The 19,337-nt window shown below is 40.7% G+C and carries 14 protein-coding genes and 2 tRNA genes; 4 read left to right on the top strand and 12 right to left on the bottom strand.

Going from position 1 to position 19,337, the window contains the following annotated elements; genetic code table 11:
• The first annotated feature begins 135 nt into the window (after nt 1-135).
• Both tnpC and I6E24_RS10645 read left to right on the top strand, forming a co-directional pair.
• Nucleotides 136-1,983, top strand: coding sequence for an IS66 family transposase (tnpC, locus tag I6E24_RS10650; RefSeq protein WP_235328514.1), 1,848 nt, complete (start codon nt 136-138; stop codon nt 1,981-1,983).
• Nucleotides 1,984-2,087: 104 nt separating this feature from the next.
• Complete coding sequence (locus tag I6E24_RS10645; RefSeq protein ID WP_235328513.1) at nt 2,088-2,960, top strand: endonuclease/exonuclease/phosphatase family protein; 873 nt, start codon at nt 2,088-2,090, stop codon at nt 2,958-2,960.
• 75 nt (nt 2,961-3,035) lie between these two features.
• Here I6E24_RS10645 and I6E24_RS10640 read toward each other — a convergent pair whose 3' ends face one another.
• The 9 genes from I6E24_RS10640 to prmC all read right to left on the bottom strand — a co-directional run bounded on the left by I6E24_RS10640 (nt 3,036) and on the right by prmC (nt 9,630).
• Entirely contained in the window at nt 3,036-4,397 is a 1,362-nt protein-coding gene (locus I6E24_RS10640; protein WP_235328512.1) for an ATP-binding protein, read from the bottom strand.
• Between the two features lie 239 nt (nt 4,398-4,636).
• A tRNA-Leu gene (locus tag I6E24_RS10635) sits at nt 4,637-4,721 on the bottom strand.
• A 16-nt stretch (nt 4,722-4,737) separates the two neighbouring features.
• Nucleotides 4,738-4,810, bottom strand: a tRNA-Gly gene (locus tag I6E24_RS10630).
• A gap of 166 nt (nt 4,811-4,976) precedes the next feature.
• On the bottom strand, nt 4,977-6,317 hold the full coding sequence (gene argH, locus I6E24_RS10625; protein ID WP_235328511.1) for an argininosuccinate lyase: 1,341 nt from the start codon (nt 6,315-6,317) through the stop codon (nt 4,977-4,979).
• A gap of 37 nt (nt 6,318-6,354) precedes the next feature.
• Nucleotides 6,355-6,786, bottom strand: a complete 432-nt coding sequence (locus I6E24_RS10620; RefSeq protein ID WP_204391785.1) for an SRPBCC family protein — start codon at nt 6,784-6,786, stop codon at nt 6,355-6,357.
• Between the two features lie 107 nt (nt 6,787-6,893).
• Entirely contained in the window at nt 6,894-7,529 is a 636-nt protein-coding gene (pyrE, locus tag I6E24_RS10615) for an orotate phosphoribosyltransferase (RefSeq protein WP_235328510.1), read from the bottom strand.
• A gap of 108 nt (nt 7,530-7,637) precedes the next feature.
• Entirely contained in the window at nt 7,638-8,330 is a 693-nt protein-coding gene (locus I6E24_RS10610) for a ComF family protein (protein ID WP_235328515.1), read from the bottom strand.
• Nucleotides 8,330-8,794: a regulatory protein RecX gene (locus I6E24_RS10605; RefSeq protein ID WP_235328509.1), complete on the bottom strand. Its 465-nt coding sequence runs from the start codon at nt 8,792-8,794 to the stop codon at nt 8,330-8,332. Before I6E24_RS10605 ends, I6E24_RS10610 begins: the two co-directional genes overlap by 1 nt.
• Entirely contained in the window at nt 8,791-9,630 is an 840-nt protein-coding gene (prmC, locus tag I6E24_RS10600) for a peptide chain release factor N(5)-glutamine methyltransferase (RefSeq protein ID WP_235328508.1), read from the bottom strand. The genes I6E24_RS10605 and prmC overlap by 4 nt, the downstream gene beginning before the upstream one ends.
• A gap of 32 nt (nt 9,631-9,662) precedes the next feature.
• Here prmC and ribD point away from each other — a divergent pair, with 32 nt between their 5' ends.
• Nucleotides 9,663-10,712, top strand: coding sequence for a bifunctional diaminohydroxyphosphoribosylaminopyrimidine deaminase/5-amino-6-(5-phosphoribosylamino)uracil reductase RibD (ribD, locus tag I6E24_RS10595; protein ID WP_235328507.1), 1,050 nt, complete (start codon nt 9,663-9,665; stop codon nt 10,710-10,712).
• 286 nt (nt 10,713-10,998) lie between these two features.
• On the opposite strand, the gene I6E24_RS10590 is transcribed toward ribD, so the two are convergent.
• The 3 genes from I6E24_RS10590 to I6E24_RS10580 are packed head-to-tail and all read right to left on the bottom strand — an operon-like array spanning nt 10,999 to nt 17,782.
• Nucleotides 10,999-13,221 (bottom strand): GH92 family glycosyl hydrolase, encoded by a 2,223-nt coding sequence (locus tag I6E24_RS10590; RefSeq protein WP_235328506.1) that lies wholly within the window; start codon nt 13,219-13,221, stop codon nt 10,999-11,001.
• A gap of 20 nt (nt 13,222-13,241) precedes the next feature.
• Nucleotides 13,242-15,512 carry a GH92 family glycosyl hydrolase gene (locus I6E24_RS10585; RefSeq protein ID WP_235328505.1) on the bottom strand — a complete coding sequence of 757 codons (2,271 nt, stop codon included), beginning with the start codon at nt 15,510-15,512 and terminating at the stop codon, nt 13,242-13,244.
• Nucleotides 15,513-15,565: 53 nt separating this feature from the next.
• Nucleotides 15,566-17,782 carry a GH92 family glycosyl hydrolase gene (locus tag I6E24_RS10580; protein WP_235328504.1) on the bottom strand — a complete coding sequence of 739 codons (2,217 nt, stop codon included), beginning with the start codon at nt 17,780-17,782 and terminating at the stop codon, nt 15,566-15,568.
• Between the two features lie 136 nt (nt 17,783-17,918).
• Between I6E24_RS10580 and I6E24_RS10575 the strand changes: the two genes are divergently transcribed.
• On the top strand, nt 17,919-19,133 hold the full coding sequence (locus I6E24_RS10575; RefSeq protein WP_235328503.1) for a transposase: 1,215 nt from the start codon (nt 17,919-17,921) through the stop codon (nt 19,131-19,133).
• Nucleotides 19,134-19,337: the final 204 nt, after the last annotated feature.

The following is a 19,337-nucleotide window of genomic DNA, read 5'->3' as shown; positions in this document are numbered from 1 at the left end:
AAGATGATTACGAGCCGATTTAATTTTATGAGAATTAAATTTAGAATTATCGGAGCTGTATGCGGTGAAAGTCGCACGTACAGTTCTTAATGGGGAAAGCGGCAGCAATGCCGCCGACCTACATAACTAGAGAACATGGAAACAGAGGAACTCATAGAACACATACTCAGACAGAAGCATCTTCAAGAGATGATGAACAGACCCGAAAAGGAGCATACGCCCCTTGAAGGAATGGATAATGAGCAGATAAAGAGGTTCGCCCTGTTCCTGTTTGAGGAGAATCAGAACAAGAGCAAGCAGCTTGATGAAATGATAGCAAGACTTGATGAAATAGGAAAAGACCTGAAGGAAGTCAAACGTGAGAATGCCTCTCTTTTGAAAGCCTTGCTAAAGGCAAACAGCAATGCCGAGAAGGTCGCCCTTGAATACAAGATGCAGCTGAAGGAATACAAAAAGCTTGAGAAGAAGCATAATGCCCTTGTCGAGCGTCTTTCACTTATGAACACCCAGACATACGCTTCATCCAAAAGCCTCAAAGGCATTGACCGTAAAAAGACCGTGAAAGGAAAGCATGATGATAAGGACGATTTTGACGGTACTCACACTGCTCCGGCAGCTGAAGTTCCACAGTCAGACTCTGCCGCATCATGCGACACGCAGGATACTCCGGCCACTCCTCTTCCCAAGGAAAGACCGTATAGAAAAGGAATGAGATACAACAAGGATTGTGTAGGCACTCCGATAATACACAAGTCCGATTATACAATGCTTCCTAAGGGTTCTGTAGTGATATCATCAAGCTACCGCAAGATTAGAAACATCGTCAGCTATATTGAGGAACATCATTTTGAGGTGCTCAAGGTGAAGCATGCCGACGGCAGGATTGAAAGCATGTTCCTTCCAATGAAGGATGACGTCCGGGCAAGCCTTTATGACGAGATAGTACCGGGTACAAGCATTACGGCAAACATGCTCTCGTATCTGATGTTTAACCGCTTCCAGATGTCAACACCAGCATACAGGGAGGCAAAGAACCGTCTGTCGGATATGGACTGGAACACTTCTGTGCAGAACCTTCTGAACTGGGCCGACAAAGGTGCCATGCAGCTGAACAAGCTGATACCTGCCCTCAAGAAGATTGCCCTTCAGGACGGTGCCAACGTGAATGTGGACGAGACATGGCTTCGTTACCACGCTTACAATAAGAAACGTAAGACGTATATGTGGTGTCTGGTAAACCGGAAAGCCCGTATAGTCATCTTCTTTTATGAGGACACAACGGATGATGAAGGTGTACAGAAACATGGAGGCAGGAACAGAAACGTGTTGAAGGAGTTCCTTGGTGATGCAAAAATCAAATCACTGCAGAGCGACGGCTACAACGTATATATGTATCTTGACAATGAACTTATCGATGTTGAGCATTTGTGTTGTCTGGCCCACGCAAGGGCTAAGTTCAAGTATGCCTATGACCAGGGAAGCCTGCAGGCAAGAATCTTCCTTGAGCTGATAGCAAAATTATACGGAATGGAAGAAACTTATCGCCGGGAAAAACTCACAGCAGACGAGATTTACCGCAGAAGGAACTGTAAGGAAACGACAGAAATCATCGATAAGATAAGGACGGAACTTTATGATTTGCTGGCAAATCCGGATGAGAGTCGAAGCGAGCTTATGGGCAAGGCCCTTAACTATCTGAAAAACTTCTGGAATCAGATCTTCTCCTACAGAAATGACGGAGAATACTCCATAGACAATATGGCGGCGGAAAGAGCGATAAGACCAATCACTGTCCAACGAAAGAACAGCCTGTTCTTCGGAAGTGTGAAAGGAATACAGAACTCCGCAATCTATAATACCTTTATAGAAACATGCAAACAGGCAGGAGTCTCCTTCAGGGATTACTTCTGCAGGCTGCTCAGAGAATTAAAAAAGGGAAGAACGGATTACGAAAACCTTCTTCCCATGACAATATGCAAATAATAATCGTTAAATTTGTGGACTCTTTTTTAGACGGGCGCTTGCTGGCGTCCGTCTAAAAGGGGACACCCTAAAATTGGAAGTTTACTTAAAACAATACTAAAACAATGAAAAAACACATTCTAAAATCATTGACTTTGGCTATAGCCATCACACTGGCAGGAACATCATGCTCATCAGTTAAGGAGCAAACTTCAGAAATCAAATGGGCAACATTCAATATCAGATTAGACACTCCATACGACAGTCTGAACAATTGGGAATATCGCAAAGACAGTGTCGCAAGCTTTATCCGTAATCAGGATTTGGACATTGTTGGTATGCAGGAAGTACTACATAACCAATTGGTAGACCTGAAAACTCGCCTACCTGAATATGCAGAAATAGGAGTTGGACGAGAAGACGGTAAGACGAAAGGAGAATATGCACCTATTTTCTTTAAGAAAGACAGATTTGAAGTTTTAGACAATAATACATTCTGGCTTTCACAATATCCCGATAGTATAGGATTCATCGGTTGGGACGGAGCATGCACACGTATCGCTACATGGGCAAAAATGAAGGACAAACAAAATGGAAAAATTTTCATGGCGATAAATACTCATTTTGATCATGTTGGTACGGAAGCACGTCGTAAAGGCGCTTTATTGATTATTGAAAAAATTAAAGAAATTGTAGGTGACCAACCAGCTGTACTAACAGGCGATTTCAACGTTAATGATTCGTCAGAAGCGTACAATACATTAACGACAAACAGTTTCGTACTCAAAGATGCACATAAGGAAGCACTAACCAAAGAAGGAGTAGACTATACATTTCATAACTTTGGCAGAATAGAGCCTTCATCATGCGAAAAAATTGATTTTATTTTTATCACTCCCAATATAAAGGTAAGCAATAGCTATATACCAGAAGAAGCGAGACAGAAAGGAAAATTCTTATCAGATCATAATCCTGAAGTGGTGCAAATTTCATTCTAAAAACATGGGCAAGTTCTTCAATCAACTTGCCCATGTTTTCCGTTGTATCAGTCCACAAAACCCTACACCTTTGATTTAAAAGTATAAATCCTCTTTTTTCTCCGGGATTTTATTCTCCATAAACATTACATAGTAAATCGGATAATAATTAATATTTCCCTTTGACTTGATTTCTCTTTCATTTGACAATACAATCGATGAAACAATATTATAGTCTGGAACCGCCATCAAATTGTCCAAAGCACTATGTACCGTATAATCCCTTCCGGACTTAACCTCAATAGGCAGAACACTCATAGTTCTACTATCATCAACGATGAAGTCAACCTCACCCTTCTGCTTATTGTCATAGTAAAATAGCTTATTATAATGGGCCTTCAACTCTTGTGCCACAGCACTTTCATATACAGAACCGAGATTTACACTAGGGATATCATTCAAGATTGGCTGGACATTGTACTGGTACAATTGGGAACTTAGCATACCGACATCATTCATATATAGCTTCAATAGATTCTTCTGTTGCGATTCAGCCAATGGATATTTCGGATTACTGATTGCATTAGATGCTATAGAAATTCCCGAATTTATCAAATATTCAAACTCCTCTATATAATTACTGAACCTATCCCCTTTCCTATTTTGTATGTCTTTTGCTACAATTCGCTTCTTCTTGTTCTCCATTTTAGACGGAATCATATCATAAATTCGACGAATATGCAGCTTCTTAGCTGCCCCTTCTTCGTAACGAGAAGCATCAATACCATACAGTACCCTAATAGCCTCCTGAGTTTCTCTTACTTTTACTATATTATGAGTAGCCAGATATTCATTTACAGCATCAGGCATACCGCCCACAAGAAGATATCTCTTAAAAAGTCCAAGCACCTTGTCATGAACTTCTTGTGACAATGACTGTTTATTCTCAAAAGACTTTCTTAAATAATCAATCGCATCCTTACCAAAATCATTTGCAATCAAGAATTCCTCAAAATCAAGCTGATACATTTTCTTAAGGATTACACTTCCGACAGGCACGGAAACTGTTCCTTTCAAAGTAATACCCAAAAGGCTTCCGCTACTGATAAACCTATATTTGTGTTCTTCTCTCAAAAATTTGAGCATAGTCAGGAATTGTGGATAATGCTGAATTTCATCGATAAAGACCAATGTATTCTTGTACTGATCCAACCTAGTTCCAGCAACCATACTTAATTTTAAATAAAACTCTTCTGTAGTATGGACATTTTTGAAAATCTTTTCGCCTTCATCATCTACAACAAAGTTTATCTCAACATAATTACCATAAAGCCCTGTTCCTACATCTCTGATGATGTAAGATTTACCAATCTGTCTTGCTCCTTCAATAAGAAGAATCTTATCCTCATCAGATTTAAGGTACTCCTCTATATATGACCTAATCTTCCTGTACAGCATACGATATACACTTTTCTAAACATTTATGCCTTACAAATATACACTTTTCCATAAAAATAAGCTATGCAAATATACACTTTTTCCAATAGACGTCTTTTTAGGTGTACCAGCTAAAAATGATTCCACTTATCATATAGTAAAATAGCATATATTGAGTTTGTCTATGCAATACTATGTATACAAAAAAAAGAAATCCCTCATAAGTCATTGACCTACAAGGGATTATCTGTACTTTGTCGTACTCGAAGCGGGACTTGAACCCGCACAGCTGCAATAGCCAAGGGATTTTAAGTCCCTCGTGTCTACCGATTCCACCATTCGAGCATCCTTTCAAAGAGAGAGCGGAAAACGAGACTCGAACTCGCGACCCTAACCTTGGCAAGGTTATGCTCTACCAACTGAGCTATTTCCGCATTAACGGGTGCAAATGTATGGAGTTTTTGTATAACTTCCAAACATTTCGCCCGTTTTTATTAAAAAAATATCCGTTTTAATATATCCAAAAGCCTTTTGGCATAGCTTCAGACATATTTGCAAAGCATTTTAAAAGTCTTTGCAAAGCATTTGCAAGTTTCAACGTTATCTTCCAAGAAGAGCTTTTTCGGCATTTTCAACCACAGCGAAATCAAAACCTGAAACAACTTTATCCATCAGTTCTGTTATGCGGTCGTTACACAGATTGCCGATACTTCCCTCATGAGTGTGATGAACCTGCTTATTATGAGTAAACTTACCGGCTTCAATATCAAGTCCCACCTTCTTGTATGCATCGCGGAATGGCATTCCTTCTGTTGCCAGGCGATTCACTTCCTCTACACTGAAGATGTACAGATACTTGTCATCGTCAAGAATATGTTCGTTCACATAAATCTTGTCCATAATGTATGTAGCCATCTGCAGACAGTCCTTAAGTTCGGAGAAAGCAGGCAGGAACACTTCCTTTATTATCTGCAAGTCGCGGAAATATCCCGAAGGCAGATTATTCATTATCATCATTATCTGCTGAGGGAGCGCCTGTATCTTATTGCATTTTGCACGAGTAAGTTCGAACACATCAGGATTCTTCTTATGCGGCATGATACTTGAGCCTGTGGTACATTCATCCGGAAGTTTCACGAAACCGAAATTCTGACTGCTGAACATACAAGCATCGAAAGCCATCTTAGATAATGTTCCGGCTATAGACGCAAGAGCAAAAGCTACGTTACGTTCCATTTTTCCACGTCCCATCTGTGCGTAAACAACGTTATAGTTCATTGAGTCGAATCCTAACAGACGTGTAGTCATCTCTCTGTTCAGAGGGAAAGAAGAGCCATAACCGGCAGCAGAGCCTAACGGATTGCGATTACACATCTTGTACGCTGCCTGAAGGAACATCATGTCGTCAACAAGACTTTCGGCGTATGCTCCAAACCAGAGACCGAACGACGACGGCATGGCTATCTGCAAATGTGTATATCCAGGCATCAATACATCCTTATACTTATTACTTTGGGAAATAAGAACTTTGAACAAATCTTCTACAGACTCAGCAATATCTTTTATTTGTGCGCGTGTAAATAATTTCAAATCGACAAGCACCTGATCATTTCTTGAACGTCCGCTGTGAATTTTCTTACCGACATCTCCAAGTTTCCTTGTCAGCATAAGTTCAACCTGAGAATGTACATCCTCAATGCCATCTTCTATCACGAAGTCACCTTTCTCAGCAGAAGCATATATGTTTTTAAGTTCTTCAAGCAACACTTTCAGTTCGTCAGACTTCAAAAGTCCGATACTCTCGAGCATAGTTATATGAGCCATTGAACCCAGTACATCATGCTTTGCAAGGTAGAGGTCCATCTCACGGTCTCGTCCCACAGTAAAACGGTCTATCTCCTCGTTTACCTGAACATTTTTTTCCCAAAGTTTCTGAGCCATATTCCTGTATGATTTTTAGTTCTAAAATAAAAAGAGATTAATAAGGTATAGCCGAAAGCATGTCAGCCAGTTTCTCCACTCCTTCCTGAAGCGGTTTGGAAACCATAGCCTTCATAAACATGTTTACTTCGGCACGTATTGTAACCTTCATTTTTGACTGATTGTCAGACACCGGAAGCATCTGTATCCACAAGTTCATAGGTACAGGTGATTTGTCACCTTCAAACTTGATACACTTCATCGGTTCACGTTCGATTATTCTAAGTGTCAGACTTATACCCTGCACCTTCAGAGTGATTGAATCCTGGTCGAAAGTCATATCCTCCAGTTTGCCTTCAAGTTTATCTTTTACAGCATCAAGGCGCTGGCGTACAGACTCCAGATTATTCAAGTCCGACAGTTTGTTATAAACTCGTTCCTGACTGTAAGGAACATATTTCACAGTACTTTCGTATTGTAATGTTGCCATATATTATTACGATAACAAAAGACACGGATTTTACCGAATGACACGATTCGCTATCAGGAACCGTGAGACCAGTAGAATCCGTGTCTTCAATTATAAATTAATATTCATTATTTTCCTGTCCAGTGAGCCGGATCTTCTCTCCATGCCTGAAGTACAGGAATATCATCTTCGTCAATGTAGTTAGTCTTTAATGCAGCATCAAGCACAGCATTGTAATTTGTCAAAGTAACAAGTTCTACTTTTGCATTGAGGAATGCCTTTACAGACACATCGAAACCGTAAGTGAATGAAGCTACCATACCGATAACCTCGCAACCGTCACGACGGATAGCCTCAACAGCCTTCAGGCTGCTACCACCTGTAGAAATCAAGTCTTCTACTACAACTACCTTCATACCCGGACGCAATTCACCTTCGATAAGGTTTTCCAATCCATGGTCTTTTGGGCTTGAGCGAACATATACGAATGGCAAGTTGAGTTCTTCTGCAACCAATGCACCCTGAGCGATAGCTCCTGTAGCCACACCGGCAATAGCATCAACCTGACCGAATTTTTCAAGAATCACACGACAAAGTTCCAACTTCACGAAGTTACGAAGTGCAGGATAAGACAAAGTCTTACGGTTGTCGCAATAAATAGGAGATTTCCAACCTGAAGCCCAAGTGAATGGGTTAGCCGGCTGAATTTTAACAGCTTTTACTTTCAGCAATTTCTCTGCGAATAATTTTTCCAAAGCTTTCATAATTTTACTAATATCTGATAAACATTTGTGCAAAAGTAGAGAAATACATCGGTATTTGAAAATTTATATGTATTAATTTTGCTAAAAACTGACATAAAGCATCATATATCAAGATTTTGTCCACGCCAATGTTACGACACTGATTTTTACTGAATCCACCTTTTTCAGCGCATCAAGACAAGCTGAGATAGTAGCACCGGTGGTAAGCACATCGTCTATCAGGAGTATATGCCTGCCGGTCAATGAACAAGCCTTTCCGGTAACGTCAAACAATCCTTCGGCATTGTCCCATCTTTCAAATGCTGATTTATGGGTTTGTGTGGCATTATTGTGTGTCCTTTTCAAAACATCCGTAATCAAAGGAATAGAAGTAATATCAGAAATACCTTTTGCCAACAATTCCGACTGGTTATATCCTCTGGTCCTCAGTCGGCTTTTATGCAACGGGACAGGTACAATAAAATCTATTCCCTCAAAAAATCCGGAATTCAGCAATTCAGTCCCCATAACATGCCCCATCTGTCGGCATAACCTCTTTCTTCCATGATACTTCATTCCATGAAGTATATTTGCGACACTGCCTCCTTTGGCGTAATAATACAATGCCGTGGCACGTTCTATAGGGAATATTCCCCAGAAATACCGTTCCATCTCGTTCCCGGGGGTATTCAGTATTCCGGTTCCTGGCAACGAAGCCATACATGAAATGCACAGACCCTCTTCCTGTGATGAAAGAAGTTTTCCACAGCATACACAGGTACGCGGAAAAAAGAAATCACGTATGTCACCAAGAATGTTCATCAATCAAAATCGGCTTTAACAAATTTCATTATCTCCTGCATGGTAAATCCCCTGCCAGCAGCAAAACGGATAAGTTTGGCATTACGCTCATAATCAGTCTCCGCCTTTATACTTTTAAGTTTCTGTTTCAGAAGACTTTGAAGAATGGAGTTATACTCATCTTCGTCAATATCTTCCATACCTGCGTTTATCTCTTCCGATGTCAACCCCTTCATACGCAGCGCCTGGGCTATCTTTACCCTGCCCCACTGGTTGAAACGATATTTGTCGCGCACGTATGCACTGCAAAACCTGATTGTGTCGAGATACTTTTCCTTGAACAGATAAGCCATAACCGCAGCCACCGTTTCCGGACTCGCTCCCCAGCCTTTAAGCTTTGCCTCAACATCCGACGGGCATCTCTCCACAGCCGAGCAATAAGCCTCAGCCTTGTTCAATATTTCTTTTTCCGTATATTCTTTCATGGTCTCAAAGCCTTAATCATCCTGTCATTGCCGGACAAGTCTTTCCTCAATTCAATGTCCTTATACCCCATCAAAACCAACATATCTACTGTCTCACTGCCGTATGCCCTGTTTATCTCAAAATATATCAACCCTCCGTCATTCAATATATCCAGCCCCAACTCTGCTATACGTCTGTAGAAACGCAACGGATTGTCGTCAGGAACAAAAAGTGCCAGATCCGGTTCCCATTCCAGAACATTTCTCTCCATATCCTTCTTCTCGCTTTCCGTAATATAAGGAGGATTGCTTACAAGAACGTCAACCTTTATATCGGGAATATCAGTTCCAAGCACATCTACACGACTGAAAGCCACATCCGCATTATTAATACGTGCATTTTCAGAAGCTACAGCCAATGCCTCTTCCGAAATATCCCATGCCGACACAACAGGCGAATCCATCATCAAAGCCAATGATACAGGGATACATCCGCTTCCGGTACCGACATCAAGGACATGCGCGCCGTCACGTTTGTTGTCTGTCACTATCCAGTCCATCAATTCAGCAGTCTCAGGTCGTGGAATAAGAACTGCAGGCGTCACCTTAAAGCGGTAGCCGCAAAACCATGTTTCACCGATTATATATTGCAATGGTTCGTATAACTTCAGACGTGCCAGAATATCATTTACCTCCGAAAGTTTTTCTGACGAAAAATTCATATCTTTGCCTGCATATAAGTCAAGAGCCGACAGTTGGAATTTCTCTGTCAGTATATATTTTGCCATGGCGGCAGCCTCGGCATCCGGATAGAAGCCGGAAAGTTCTTGTCGTATATAAGTATATATTGGATGCATAATATGCAAAAGTAAGAAAAAAGCTCAATAATATGACTACAGATGAGAAATATATCCGCAGATGTATAGAACTTGCATCAAACGGACTCTGCAATGCAGCTCCCAATCCGATGGTAGGAGCAGTGATAGTACACAACGGGAAGATTATCGGCGAAGGCTATCATGCCAGATGCGGAGAAGGTCATGCCGAAGTCAATGCCATACGTTCAGTAAAAGATGAAAGCCTGCTCAAGGAATCCACCATATACGTAAGCCTGGAACCATGCTCGCACTATGGGAAGACACCTCCATGTGCCGACCTTATCATCAGCAAGGGTATTCCCCGCGTAGTGGTAGGCTGCATCGACCCTTTCTCGCAAGTATCTGGCAGAGGAATAAAGAAACTGGGCGATGCCGGTATTGATGTTACCGTAGGAGTGCTGGAAGACGAATGCAAGAACCTTATCAGACGGTTCGTTACATTCAACACACAGAAGCGTCCGTATATTACGCTGAAATGGGCTGAATCGGCAGACGAGTTTATCGACATAAACCGTAAAAACGGCTCACCTGTTGTATTGTCAACCCCCATCACATCAATGTACGTACACAAGCAAAGGGCAGAACACAAGGCTATACTCGTAGGCAGAAAAACGGCTCTTCTTGACAATCCTTCACTGACCACACGCAATTGGTATGGAGCCAATCCATTAAGATTAGTCATAGACCGTACCCTCTCTCTGCCTTCCAATCTCAAACTGTTCGACCACACTACACCGACGCTTGTATTCACCGAAAAGGAAAAAGCCGTAGAGGAAAACCTGGAATACATAACATTGGATTTCTCTAAGGACATATTACCACAAATCCTTACCGTACTTTACGAAAGGAAGATACAGTCTCTGCTTGTAGAGGGGGGCACTACCCTGCTCCAGTCATTCATAGATACAGAATTGTGGGATGAGATATTTGTTGAACACTCTGCAAAAGTATTGGGAGAAGGTGTGAAATCTCCTGTAATACATAAAGGGACAGTGATGGAAACAGAAATGCGTGACGGAGTCTGTGTCAGTCATTATATTGCCAGGCAACATAAGAACTGATCAGAACATGCATAGTACAAATAATTCAGGCATCACTTGAGAACATATTTTATAAAGACAATCTTTGTGAAATATATATTTAGTAATTCTCAGTAAATGTCCTTAAAAATAAAATGACATATAGAGATGATATATTGCAATCACTCCATATGTCATTTTTTCATATTTTCTTGTTTTTTCCTCACATAATTCTATCTGACAAGAAATGATAATCCGGAAAATGTCTTATACCCACTGATGATTCTGTCAATAAAATCATGTAATGCCACTTTATTAGATTCCGTTCTTAGTACCACACTACAGGTTCGTCGCCCATAACAATATTGAGTTCTCCGCCTTTCATAATATCAGCATATTCAATCCAAGGTTTAGTGTATTCCATACCGTTGAGCATAATCTTCTGAATATATGAATTCGTCTTGCCGCTATTTTCTTTCTTTATAGTAAAACTTCCGCCCGGAACAGAAATCACAGCTTTATCAAAGTTTGGATATCCAAAAACAAATTTACCACCTGCAGGCTCTACCTGATAAAAACCTAAAGATGACAAGACATACCATGCCGACATCTGGCCCACGTCCTCATTTCCCGACAGTCCGTCTACTTTATCGGTATACATAGTATTCAATACCTCTTTAATTCGCGAAGCAGCTTTCCACGGCTGGCCTGCTAATGTGTACAAATAAATAGTATGATGACTCGGCTCATTGCCATGAGCATACTGTCCTATAAGTCCGGTTATATCAGGCGAAGAAGCATCTCCCATATTTCCACTTACTATAAACAGAGAATCGAGTTTGTTCAAGAAAGCTTCCTTGCTGCCGAAACAATCAATAAGACCTTCTACATCGTGAGGAACAAGCCATGTATATTGCCAGGCATTACCTTCACAATAGTCATCATCTCTGTGTGATGAAGAATACGGACTGAAAGGTGTTCTTAAAGAACCGTCAAGCATTTTACCGCGCATGAATCCTGTTGTAGGGTCAAAGTAATTTCTGTACGACTTGCTTCTTTCAAGGAAATACTCATAGTCATCCTGCTTACCCAACTTCAATGCAGCCTGAGCTACACTCCAGTCGGCTATGGCATATTCCATATCATATGCTATTGCTTCTTTCATCAGATCGGCCGGTATAAATCCATGTTTTATTCTGAATTCCATACCCCTTTGTGGAAGCATAGATGACTCTTTAAGAGCTTCGTATGCAAGTTCCCTATCAAATCCACTAATATCTTTCATTATGGCATCGGCTACAACTGGAACTCCAGGATTGCCAACCATACAGTCTGTTTCGCATCCCATAAGATGCCATACAGGCAATTTACCCTGCTGCTTGTATATAGTAAGCATTGTCTGAATTATATCTTTCATCTTTTCTGGATGAATGATAGTCATCAATGGCTGTGCTGCACGATATGTATCCCACAAAGAGAATGTAGTATAGTTCTTAAAGCCATCATTCTTATGCATTTCTTTGTCAGCTCCATAATAATCTCCATTTACATCGCAGAATTCCGAAGGAGCAAACATAGTATGATAAAGGCTTGTATAGAATATCTTTTTGGCTACATTATCGTCAGTATATATCTGAATTTTGCGCAACTCTTCATTCCATGCATTTCGGGCATCGGCAACAGTCTTTTCAAAGTCCCATCCGCTTAATTCTGCCTTCATATTTAAAGCTGCACCATCTTCCGATACAGGCGACAAAGCTACCTTCATATATAGCGGCTCATTATTCCCCTGTGCAAAGTTTACTCTGGCAAAAAGTCTTTCACCGCTTGCCATATTACCATCCTTCACAGAATCGTTTACTATAAACTCTACATTATCTATCTTTCTTGAGAACTCAGCCCTAAAGAAAACTCTTTGGTCATTTGCCCATCCCTTAGAAAATCTGTACCCGCTTATTGTTGAGTCATTTACAACTCTCACAAGTGCTTTTGTCGGTTTGTCCCAACATCCACCATTCACCATATCGAAAACCACAGCCGGTTTTTGCGATGTATGGAATGTATATTTATGGAAACCTACACGCTTTGTGGCAGTAAGTTCCACATCGATGTCGTATCTCATAAGATGGGTTCTATAATATCCGGGTACAACTAATTCTTTCGATCTGTCTGAATACGACCATAAGCCTGTATCATACGATGACGAATTTCCTCTTGCATATTTCACATCTCCCACTACAGGCATAACATTTATATCATGCAAATCGCCTATACCTGTACCGCTGAGATGGGTATGCGGAAAACCTATCACAGTTGAATCGGATACGTGATATCCCGATACCCAATCCCATTCCTGAGGTATACTGGTAGGTCCCAACTGTACAAATCCATAAGGGACATTTGCCCCGTAGAATACATGTCCGTGACCACCTGTTCCTATACGTGGGTCTACAAATGCTGTATAATCAATCTCATCATTGGCCTGGTTTACAGAATTACCTCCGCAAGAAGCCACAAGAGCAGAAAACATTACTATTAATAAATTCTTCATAATTCCTTTATTTAAATAGATTACTCATTGTTTGAAAACGAATATGGAGCATCATCAGCGGCAATACCTCTTGTCTTGTTTGGAACGTCACTCATATCTATTGAAATAACAGCTCCATTCATAAGAGTCTCATGCTTAAGATAATTATGTGTATACGTCTCGCCGTTAAGCTTCATATCCTTGATATAAATATTCCTGTCGCTATTATCCGGTGCCGATATAGTTATATCCTTACCATTTTCTAGATGAATCTTTGCTTCCTTAAACAAAGGAGCTCCAATAACATACTCATTGCTTCCCGGACAAACTGGATAGAATCCGAGGGCTGTAAACACATACCAAGCAGAAGTCTGCCCGTTATCTTCGTCTCCGCAATAGCCGTCAGGAGTAGGGGTATACATTCTATTCATTACCTCACGCAACCAGTATTGTGCTTTCCATGGTTGTTTTGCATAATTATACAAGTATATCATGTGCTGTATAGGCTGGTTACCATGAGCATAATTACCCATATTCATAACAGTCATCTCACGTATCTCATGTATAACCTGACCATAATAACTTTCATCAAAAACAGGTGGGACAGAGAATACAGAATCCAGCATAGAAACAAATTCTTCATCACCTCCCATAAGATTGATAAGTCCCTGAGGATCGTGGAATACAGACCATGTATAATGCCAGCTGTTTCCTTCGGTAAAGGCATCACCCCATTTCAACGGTGAGAAAGGAACAACAAATTCTCCATTTTCCTTCTTGCCTCTCATAAGTTTTGTTTCATTATCAAAAAGGTTCTTATAGTTCATGGAACGCTCGGCAAAACGCTTTATTTCCTTCTTAGGACGCTTCAGTTCTTTTGCAAGCTTGTATATACACCAGTCGTTGTATGCATACTCAAGTGTACGCGCCGCATTCTCATTAATCTTCACATCATAAGGAACATAACCAAGCTTATTGTAATATTCATATCCCAGACGGCCTGTCGACGAAACTTCAGGATGAACATTTTCTGTTCCGTGAATAAGTCCTTCATAAAGAGTTTCAAGATCGTCCACTCTCACACCTTTCATATAGGCATCTACAAGTACAGATGCAGAATTGTTTCCTATCATACATCCTCTGTGCCCCGGACTTGCCCATTCTGGGAAGAAACCACTTTCCTTATATGTATTGATAAGTCCTTCCTGTATTTCCTTATTTACAGAAGGATAAACAAGATTAAGAAGAGGGAAAAGGCAGCGGAATGTATCCCAGAATCCTGTATCGGTATACATATATCCCGGCAAAACCTCACCATTATACGGACTGTAATGAACTATCTTGCCATCCTTGTCGATTTCATAAAACTTTCTAGGGAATAGAAGTGAACGGTAAAGACAAGAATAGAAAGTACGGTACTGGTCAAGATTTCCACCGTCAACTTCTATCTTGCCAAGAACATCGTTCCATGCTTTTCTACCTTTTTCAACAAGTGTATCAAAACTATCGTTTCCCAGTTCCTTAAGATTTTCCTGTGCCTGTTCAAGACTGATAAAAGAAGAAGCTACCCTAGCATGAACAATTTCGCCTTTCTTTGTAGAGAATCCTATAATGGCAGCGGCATGATCGGCTGTCTGTTCTGTTTTTCCTTCATTTATGACCTTGTCTGCCACAGTTGCCTTATAAGTAAAAGGCTTGTCAAATTCTATTACGAAATAATTCTTGAAGTTGGCAGGCACTCCCCCACTGTTCTTTGTAGAATATCCAACAATTCTATTCTTTTCAGGTTCAATCTTCACATATGAACCTTTATCGAAAGCATCGATAACCACGTATGAATTCTTATTCTCCGGAAATGTAAAGCGGAAAAGTGCAGCTCTTTCTGTAGGAGTAAGTTCTGTTACCACATCATGTTCGGCAAGATATACCTTATAATAGTAAGCCTTGGCTACCTCACCCTTATGAGAGAACCAGCTCGAACGTTCGTTTTCGTCGAATAACGGCTTGCCTACAACAGGCATGATAGAAAACTGACCGTAATCATTTATCCACGGACTTGGCTGGTGAGTCTGTTTAAAGCCTCTTATTTTGGTTGAAGTATAAGTATACTGCCATCCGTCTCCCATCTTACCGGTTTGGGGTGTCCAGAAGTTCATACCCCACGGACGTGCTATAGCCGGATAAGTATTACCTGTAGAAAGCTCGAATGTGGACTGAGTTCCAACAAGAGGATTTACATAATCAGCATAGTTATGTGCTTTAACCATACAGGTTATGTACATCAACATAAATAACAATGAAAGTTTTCTCATGATTAAAATAAAATATTAGTTATTTTGATTATAGGTTATTCTATCTGTGTATATCAATACCATATTTTACCAGGCTCATTGCCCATTTCAAGTTCCAGAGTAGCCCCAGACATTATTTGTCCGTGTGTAATATAACTCTGGCGGTATGATTTGCCGTTAAGTTTTACCGACTGTATATATATATTCTCTTTACTCAGATTATTAGCTACAACAGTAAATATCTTACCGTTTTCCAGTTTCATTTCTGTTTTAGAGAAAAGCGGTGAACCTATCTCATAAACACCCGAAACAGGATTAACAGGATAAAATCCCATTGCACTGAAAATATACCATGCCGACATCTGTCCACAGTCTTCATTTCCACACAATCCGGCTGGAGTATTCAGATACAGTTCATTCATTATCTGCGACACATACTTCTGAGTTTTCCACGGCATACCCACTTTATTGAACAAATAGGCCACATGATGGCTCGGCTCATTGCCATGAGCATACTGTCCTATCATTCCTGTGCTGAATATAGGAAGCTCATCATCTGCAGAAGGATTGAATGTAAACATACTGTCGAGTTTCTCGGCAAATCTGTCCTTTCCTCCAGTAAGCTCTATCAAACCGTCTATATCGTGCTGTACCGACCAGAAATATTGCCATGCATTACTTTCACAGATATGCGGCGTATATTCATCAGGCTTGAAATTCTCTATAAACATACCTTTGTCATCCTTAGGCTGCATAAACGTACTTTCCGGATTATACACATTCCTATAATTCTGAGACCGTGCATAAAACTCATCAGCGATATCTTTCTTTCCCATCTTAGCTGCCATTTCAGCTATACAGAAATCATCGAAAGCATATTCCAGAGTTCTGGAAAGCGACCAGTTTTCAGAATTATACTTATCTGTCACATTATAAGGTATATATCCTTTCTCCTTATAGAAACCTATACCTCTGTATTCATCTATATTGGCAGTAGCCACGCAAGCTTCAAGAGCCTTTTCCGCATCGAAATCACCAATACCCTTAAGATACGCATCAGCAATAACAGGCACAGCATGATAACCTATCATCATATCCGTTTCACCGCCATAGAAGTTCCATACCGGAAGACGCCCATTTTGTTCATAGAATGCGATAAACGATTTTATCATATCGTTTGTACGCTCCGGCTGGGTATAAGTGAACAGAGGATGAGAAGCCCTGAATGTATCCCATAAGGAGAATGTACTGTAGTTGGTCCAGCCATTGGCCTTATGTATCTGTCTGTCCGGTCCGTAATAACTTCCGTCTACATCGCAAAATATAGTCGGAGCCAGCATGCTGTGATACATTGCAGTATAGAAGTTGGTCTTATCGTCAATATTGTCAGCCTCAACTACAATCTTAGAAAGCTCCTTATTCCATTTAGATTTGGCCTCGGCACGGTATTTATCGAAATCATCAGTCGGAACTTCAGAATCAAGGTTACGGGAAGCACCTTCAATACTTACTCCCGAAATGGCAGTGGATACAATTATCTGCTCATCTTTCTGTGTATTGAAATTAAACTGTGCAATATAAGCCGTACCATAATATTTGTCTTTACTGATAATAGCTGTTGTGTCAAGTTTAAAGCTATCGAAAGGAGTAGAGAATCTCGTTCTGAAATAAATCTTCTGATTACGTGCCCATCCGTCAGAAAACCTGTACCCCTGAATGGTTACAGAATCCACAATCTCTATTTTAGAATCCTGGGTAAAATCCCAGTTCATAGCCTTTTTAAGATTAAGAATTATTGCCGACTCAGACTGAGGGAATGTATACCGCTGAATTCCACAACGTTCTGTAGCAGTCAGCTCTACATTTATATCATAATCATTCAGCCTCACCTGATAATATCCTGCAGTGGCACTCTCGTCGCTATGAGAGAATTTAGAGTATATGCCCAAAGGAGCCTCTGCTTCCTTATATGGCAATGTTACCGGCATAAACGAAATATCATACAAATCGCCCGCACCGGTCCCTGAAAGGTGGGTATGGCTAAAACCGGCAATAGTACTGTCGGGATAAAAATATCCTGCAATACGATCCCATCCCGGGAGACCGTTATCAGGACTTAATTGTACCATACCAAATGGTACCTGAGCTCCCGGATAAGTATTTCCGGTAAAATCAGTACCAATAAAAGGATTTACAAACGATGTAAGGTCATCGGTATAGCTATTGTATTTTTCTGTACAAGCGTAAGTAAGAAAAACAAGGCAACCTAAGGATAAAAATATTTTTTTCATAATAAGTAATACTTCGTTAAATTAATATCTAATCCGTTGATAACAAATAAGTTAATTAATAAAGTTTAGCAGAATAAAATAGGTCAAGTAGCTGATTTTCATTATCTTTAATGGTATCTCACCACACATTAAAGCAATGAACAGAACAGCACTTGACCAATATGAGGAAATCGTAACCGATGCTTTGAAAAGTTGTTCGGTAAAGTTACGCAAAAGTTTTAAAACGGCATTCATCCAACTCATGATTTTGTATATGGTACTGCCAAGAAAGATTAATTTCACCCAAATGGGCCGTTACTCGGACAGCTCGGAACAACGCTTCCGGCAGTTGTTCGAACGTGAGTTTGACTGGATGCAGTTCAATCTCTTCCTTATGCGGCAGCGGTTTGGAGAAAACGTTAGAAAAGCCATTGCCATAGATGCGAGCTACATTTCAAAGTCGGGAAAGAAGACTCCTTATATCGGCAAGTTCTGGTCGGGATGCGCTTCTCAGGTGAAACGGGGACTGGAAATTCTCGGCATCGGCATTATCGACATTGACAGTCGGGACAGCATGATGCTGCGTGCGGAACAGACCCCGGACAAGACGTATCTGGAAAAGCAAGGCGAAGATTACAATCTTGTGGACTGGTATCTTGACGTGCTCCGCAAACACAAGGACAAGTTGCTCCGCATAACACGTTATGTCGTTGCAGATGCCTGGTTTTCAAAGGCAAAGTTCGTGGGTGAAGCCTGCCTGCTGGGATTCCATGTCATCAGCCGCCTGCGTGATGATGCCGCCTTGTGGTATGCACATGACGGCGTACGCACAGGCAAGCGGGGACGACCGCGTATCAAAGGCGAGAAGATTGATTTTGAGAAACTCGACCTTCAGCGTTGCGAGATTCTCGACATTGAAGGAGGAAGGGCTTACTCAGTCAAGGCCTATTCAAAGGCGATGAAACGCAACATCAAAGTCGTGGTTCATTATCCCGAATCGGGAGGACATAAAATCTATTTCTCCACCGACCTTGACATGGCGGCCAAAGACATCATCGAATACTACCGTACACGATTCCAGATCGAGTTTTGCTTTCGGGATTCCAAGCAGTTCACCGGACTCAACGATTGTCAGGCAAGGGACTTGAGGAAACTCGACTTCGCTTTCAATGCTTCACAGGCCTCGGTAAACGCCGCAAAGGTCATGCGCCAACGATACTATCCCTCGCTTTCCATCGGACTGCTAAAGGCCTATCTGAGTAATATTTACATGCTCAAAAGAATTTTTAGCAAGTCCGGTCTGAAACCGAACAGAACTTTTAATACTAAACTTATCAAAGAACTATTTGGCATAGTGGCAGAAGCCGCTTAGCCGATATGGTGAATTTTTAACGGACTATTAATATAGATAAAAGTAAGTTAATTATATAACTCAATATTAATAGGTACAAAGAACTATTCATAGTATAATTTTTCAGATGTTTAAAATCTGACATACAAGTTAACAAAGTACCATAAAGGTTAAAACAACTCTTTATTTTGCAAATATATATATATATATTAAACAATGATAGCT

Origin of the sequence: Bacteroides caecigallinarum, assembly GCF_021530995.1 — a bacterium.
Lineage (GTDB): Bacteria > Bacteroidota > Bacteroidia > Bacteroidales > Bacteroidaceae > Phocaeicola > Phocaeicola faecigallinarum.
This window is presented reverse-complemented; position numbering and strand designations above follow the sequence as displayed.

Excerpts from the sequence above, each read along its gene's own strand:
- I6E24_RS10590 (WP_235328506.1), bottom strand. The coding sequence starts at position 13,221 with ATGAAGAATTTATTAATAGTAATGTTTTCTGCTCTTGTGGCTTCTTGC.
- ribD (WP_235328507.1), top strand. The coding sequence starts at position 9,663 with ATGACTACAGATGAGAAATATATCCGCAGATGTATAGAACTTGCATCA.
- I6E24_RS10640 (WP_235328512.1), bottom strand. The coding sequence starts at position 4,397 with ATGCTGTACAGGAAGATTAGGTCATATATAGAGGAGTACCTTAAATCT.
- I6E24_RS10620 (WP_204391785.1), bottom strand. The coding sequence starts at position 6,786 with ATGGCAACATTACAATACGAAAGTACTGTGAAATATGTTCCTTACAGT.
- I6E24_RS10580 (WP_235328504.1), bottom strand. The coding sequence starts at position 17,782 with ATGAAAAAAATATTTTTATCCTTAGGTTGCCTTGTTTTTCTTACTTAC.
- I6E24_RS10575 (WP_235328503.1), top strand. The coding sequence starts at position 17,919 with ATGAACAGAACAGCACTTGACCAATATGAGGAAATCGTAACCGATGCT.
- I6E24_RS10645 (WP_235328513.1), top strand. The coding sequence starts at position 2,088 with ATGAAAAAACACATTCTAAAATCATTGACTTTGGCTATAGCCATCACA.
- tnpC (WP_235328514.1), top strand. The coding sequence starts at position 136 with ATGGAAACAGAGGAACTCATAGAACACATACTCAGACAGAAGCATCTT.
- I6E24_RS10605 (WP_235328509.1), bottom strand. The coding sequence starts at position 8,794 with ATGAAAGAATATACGGAAAAAGAAATATTGAACAAGGCTGAGGCTTAT.
- I6E24_RS10610 (WP_235328515.1), bottom strand. The coding sequence starts at position 8,330 with ATGAACATTCTTGGTGACATACGTGATTTCTTTTTTCCGCGTACCTGT.
- prmC (WP_235328508.1), bottom strand. The coding sequence starts at position 9,630 with ATGCATCCAATATATACTTATATACGACAAGAACTTTCCGGCTTCTAT.
- I6E24_RS10585 (WP_235328505.1), bottom strand. The coding sequence starts at position 15,512 with ATGAGAAAACTTTCATTGTTATTTATGTTGATGTACATAACCTGTATG.
- argH (WP_235328511.1), bottom strand. The coding sequence starts at position 6,317 with ATGGCTCAGAAACTTTGGGAAAAAAATGTTCAGGTAAACGAGGAGATA.
- pyrE (WP_235328510.1), bottom strand. The coding sequence starts at position 7,529 with ATGAAAGCTTTGGAAAAATTATTCGCAGAGAAATTGCTGAAAGTAAAA.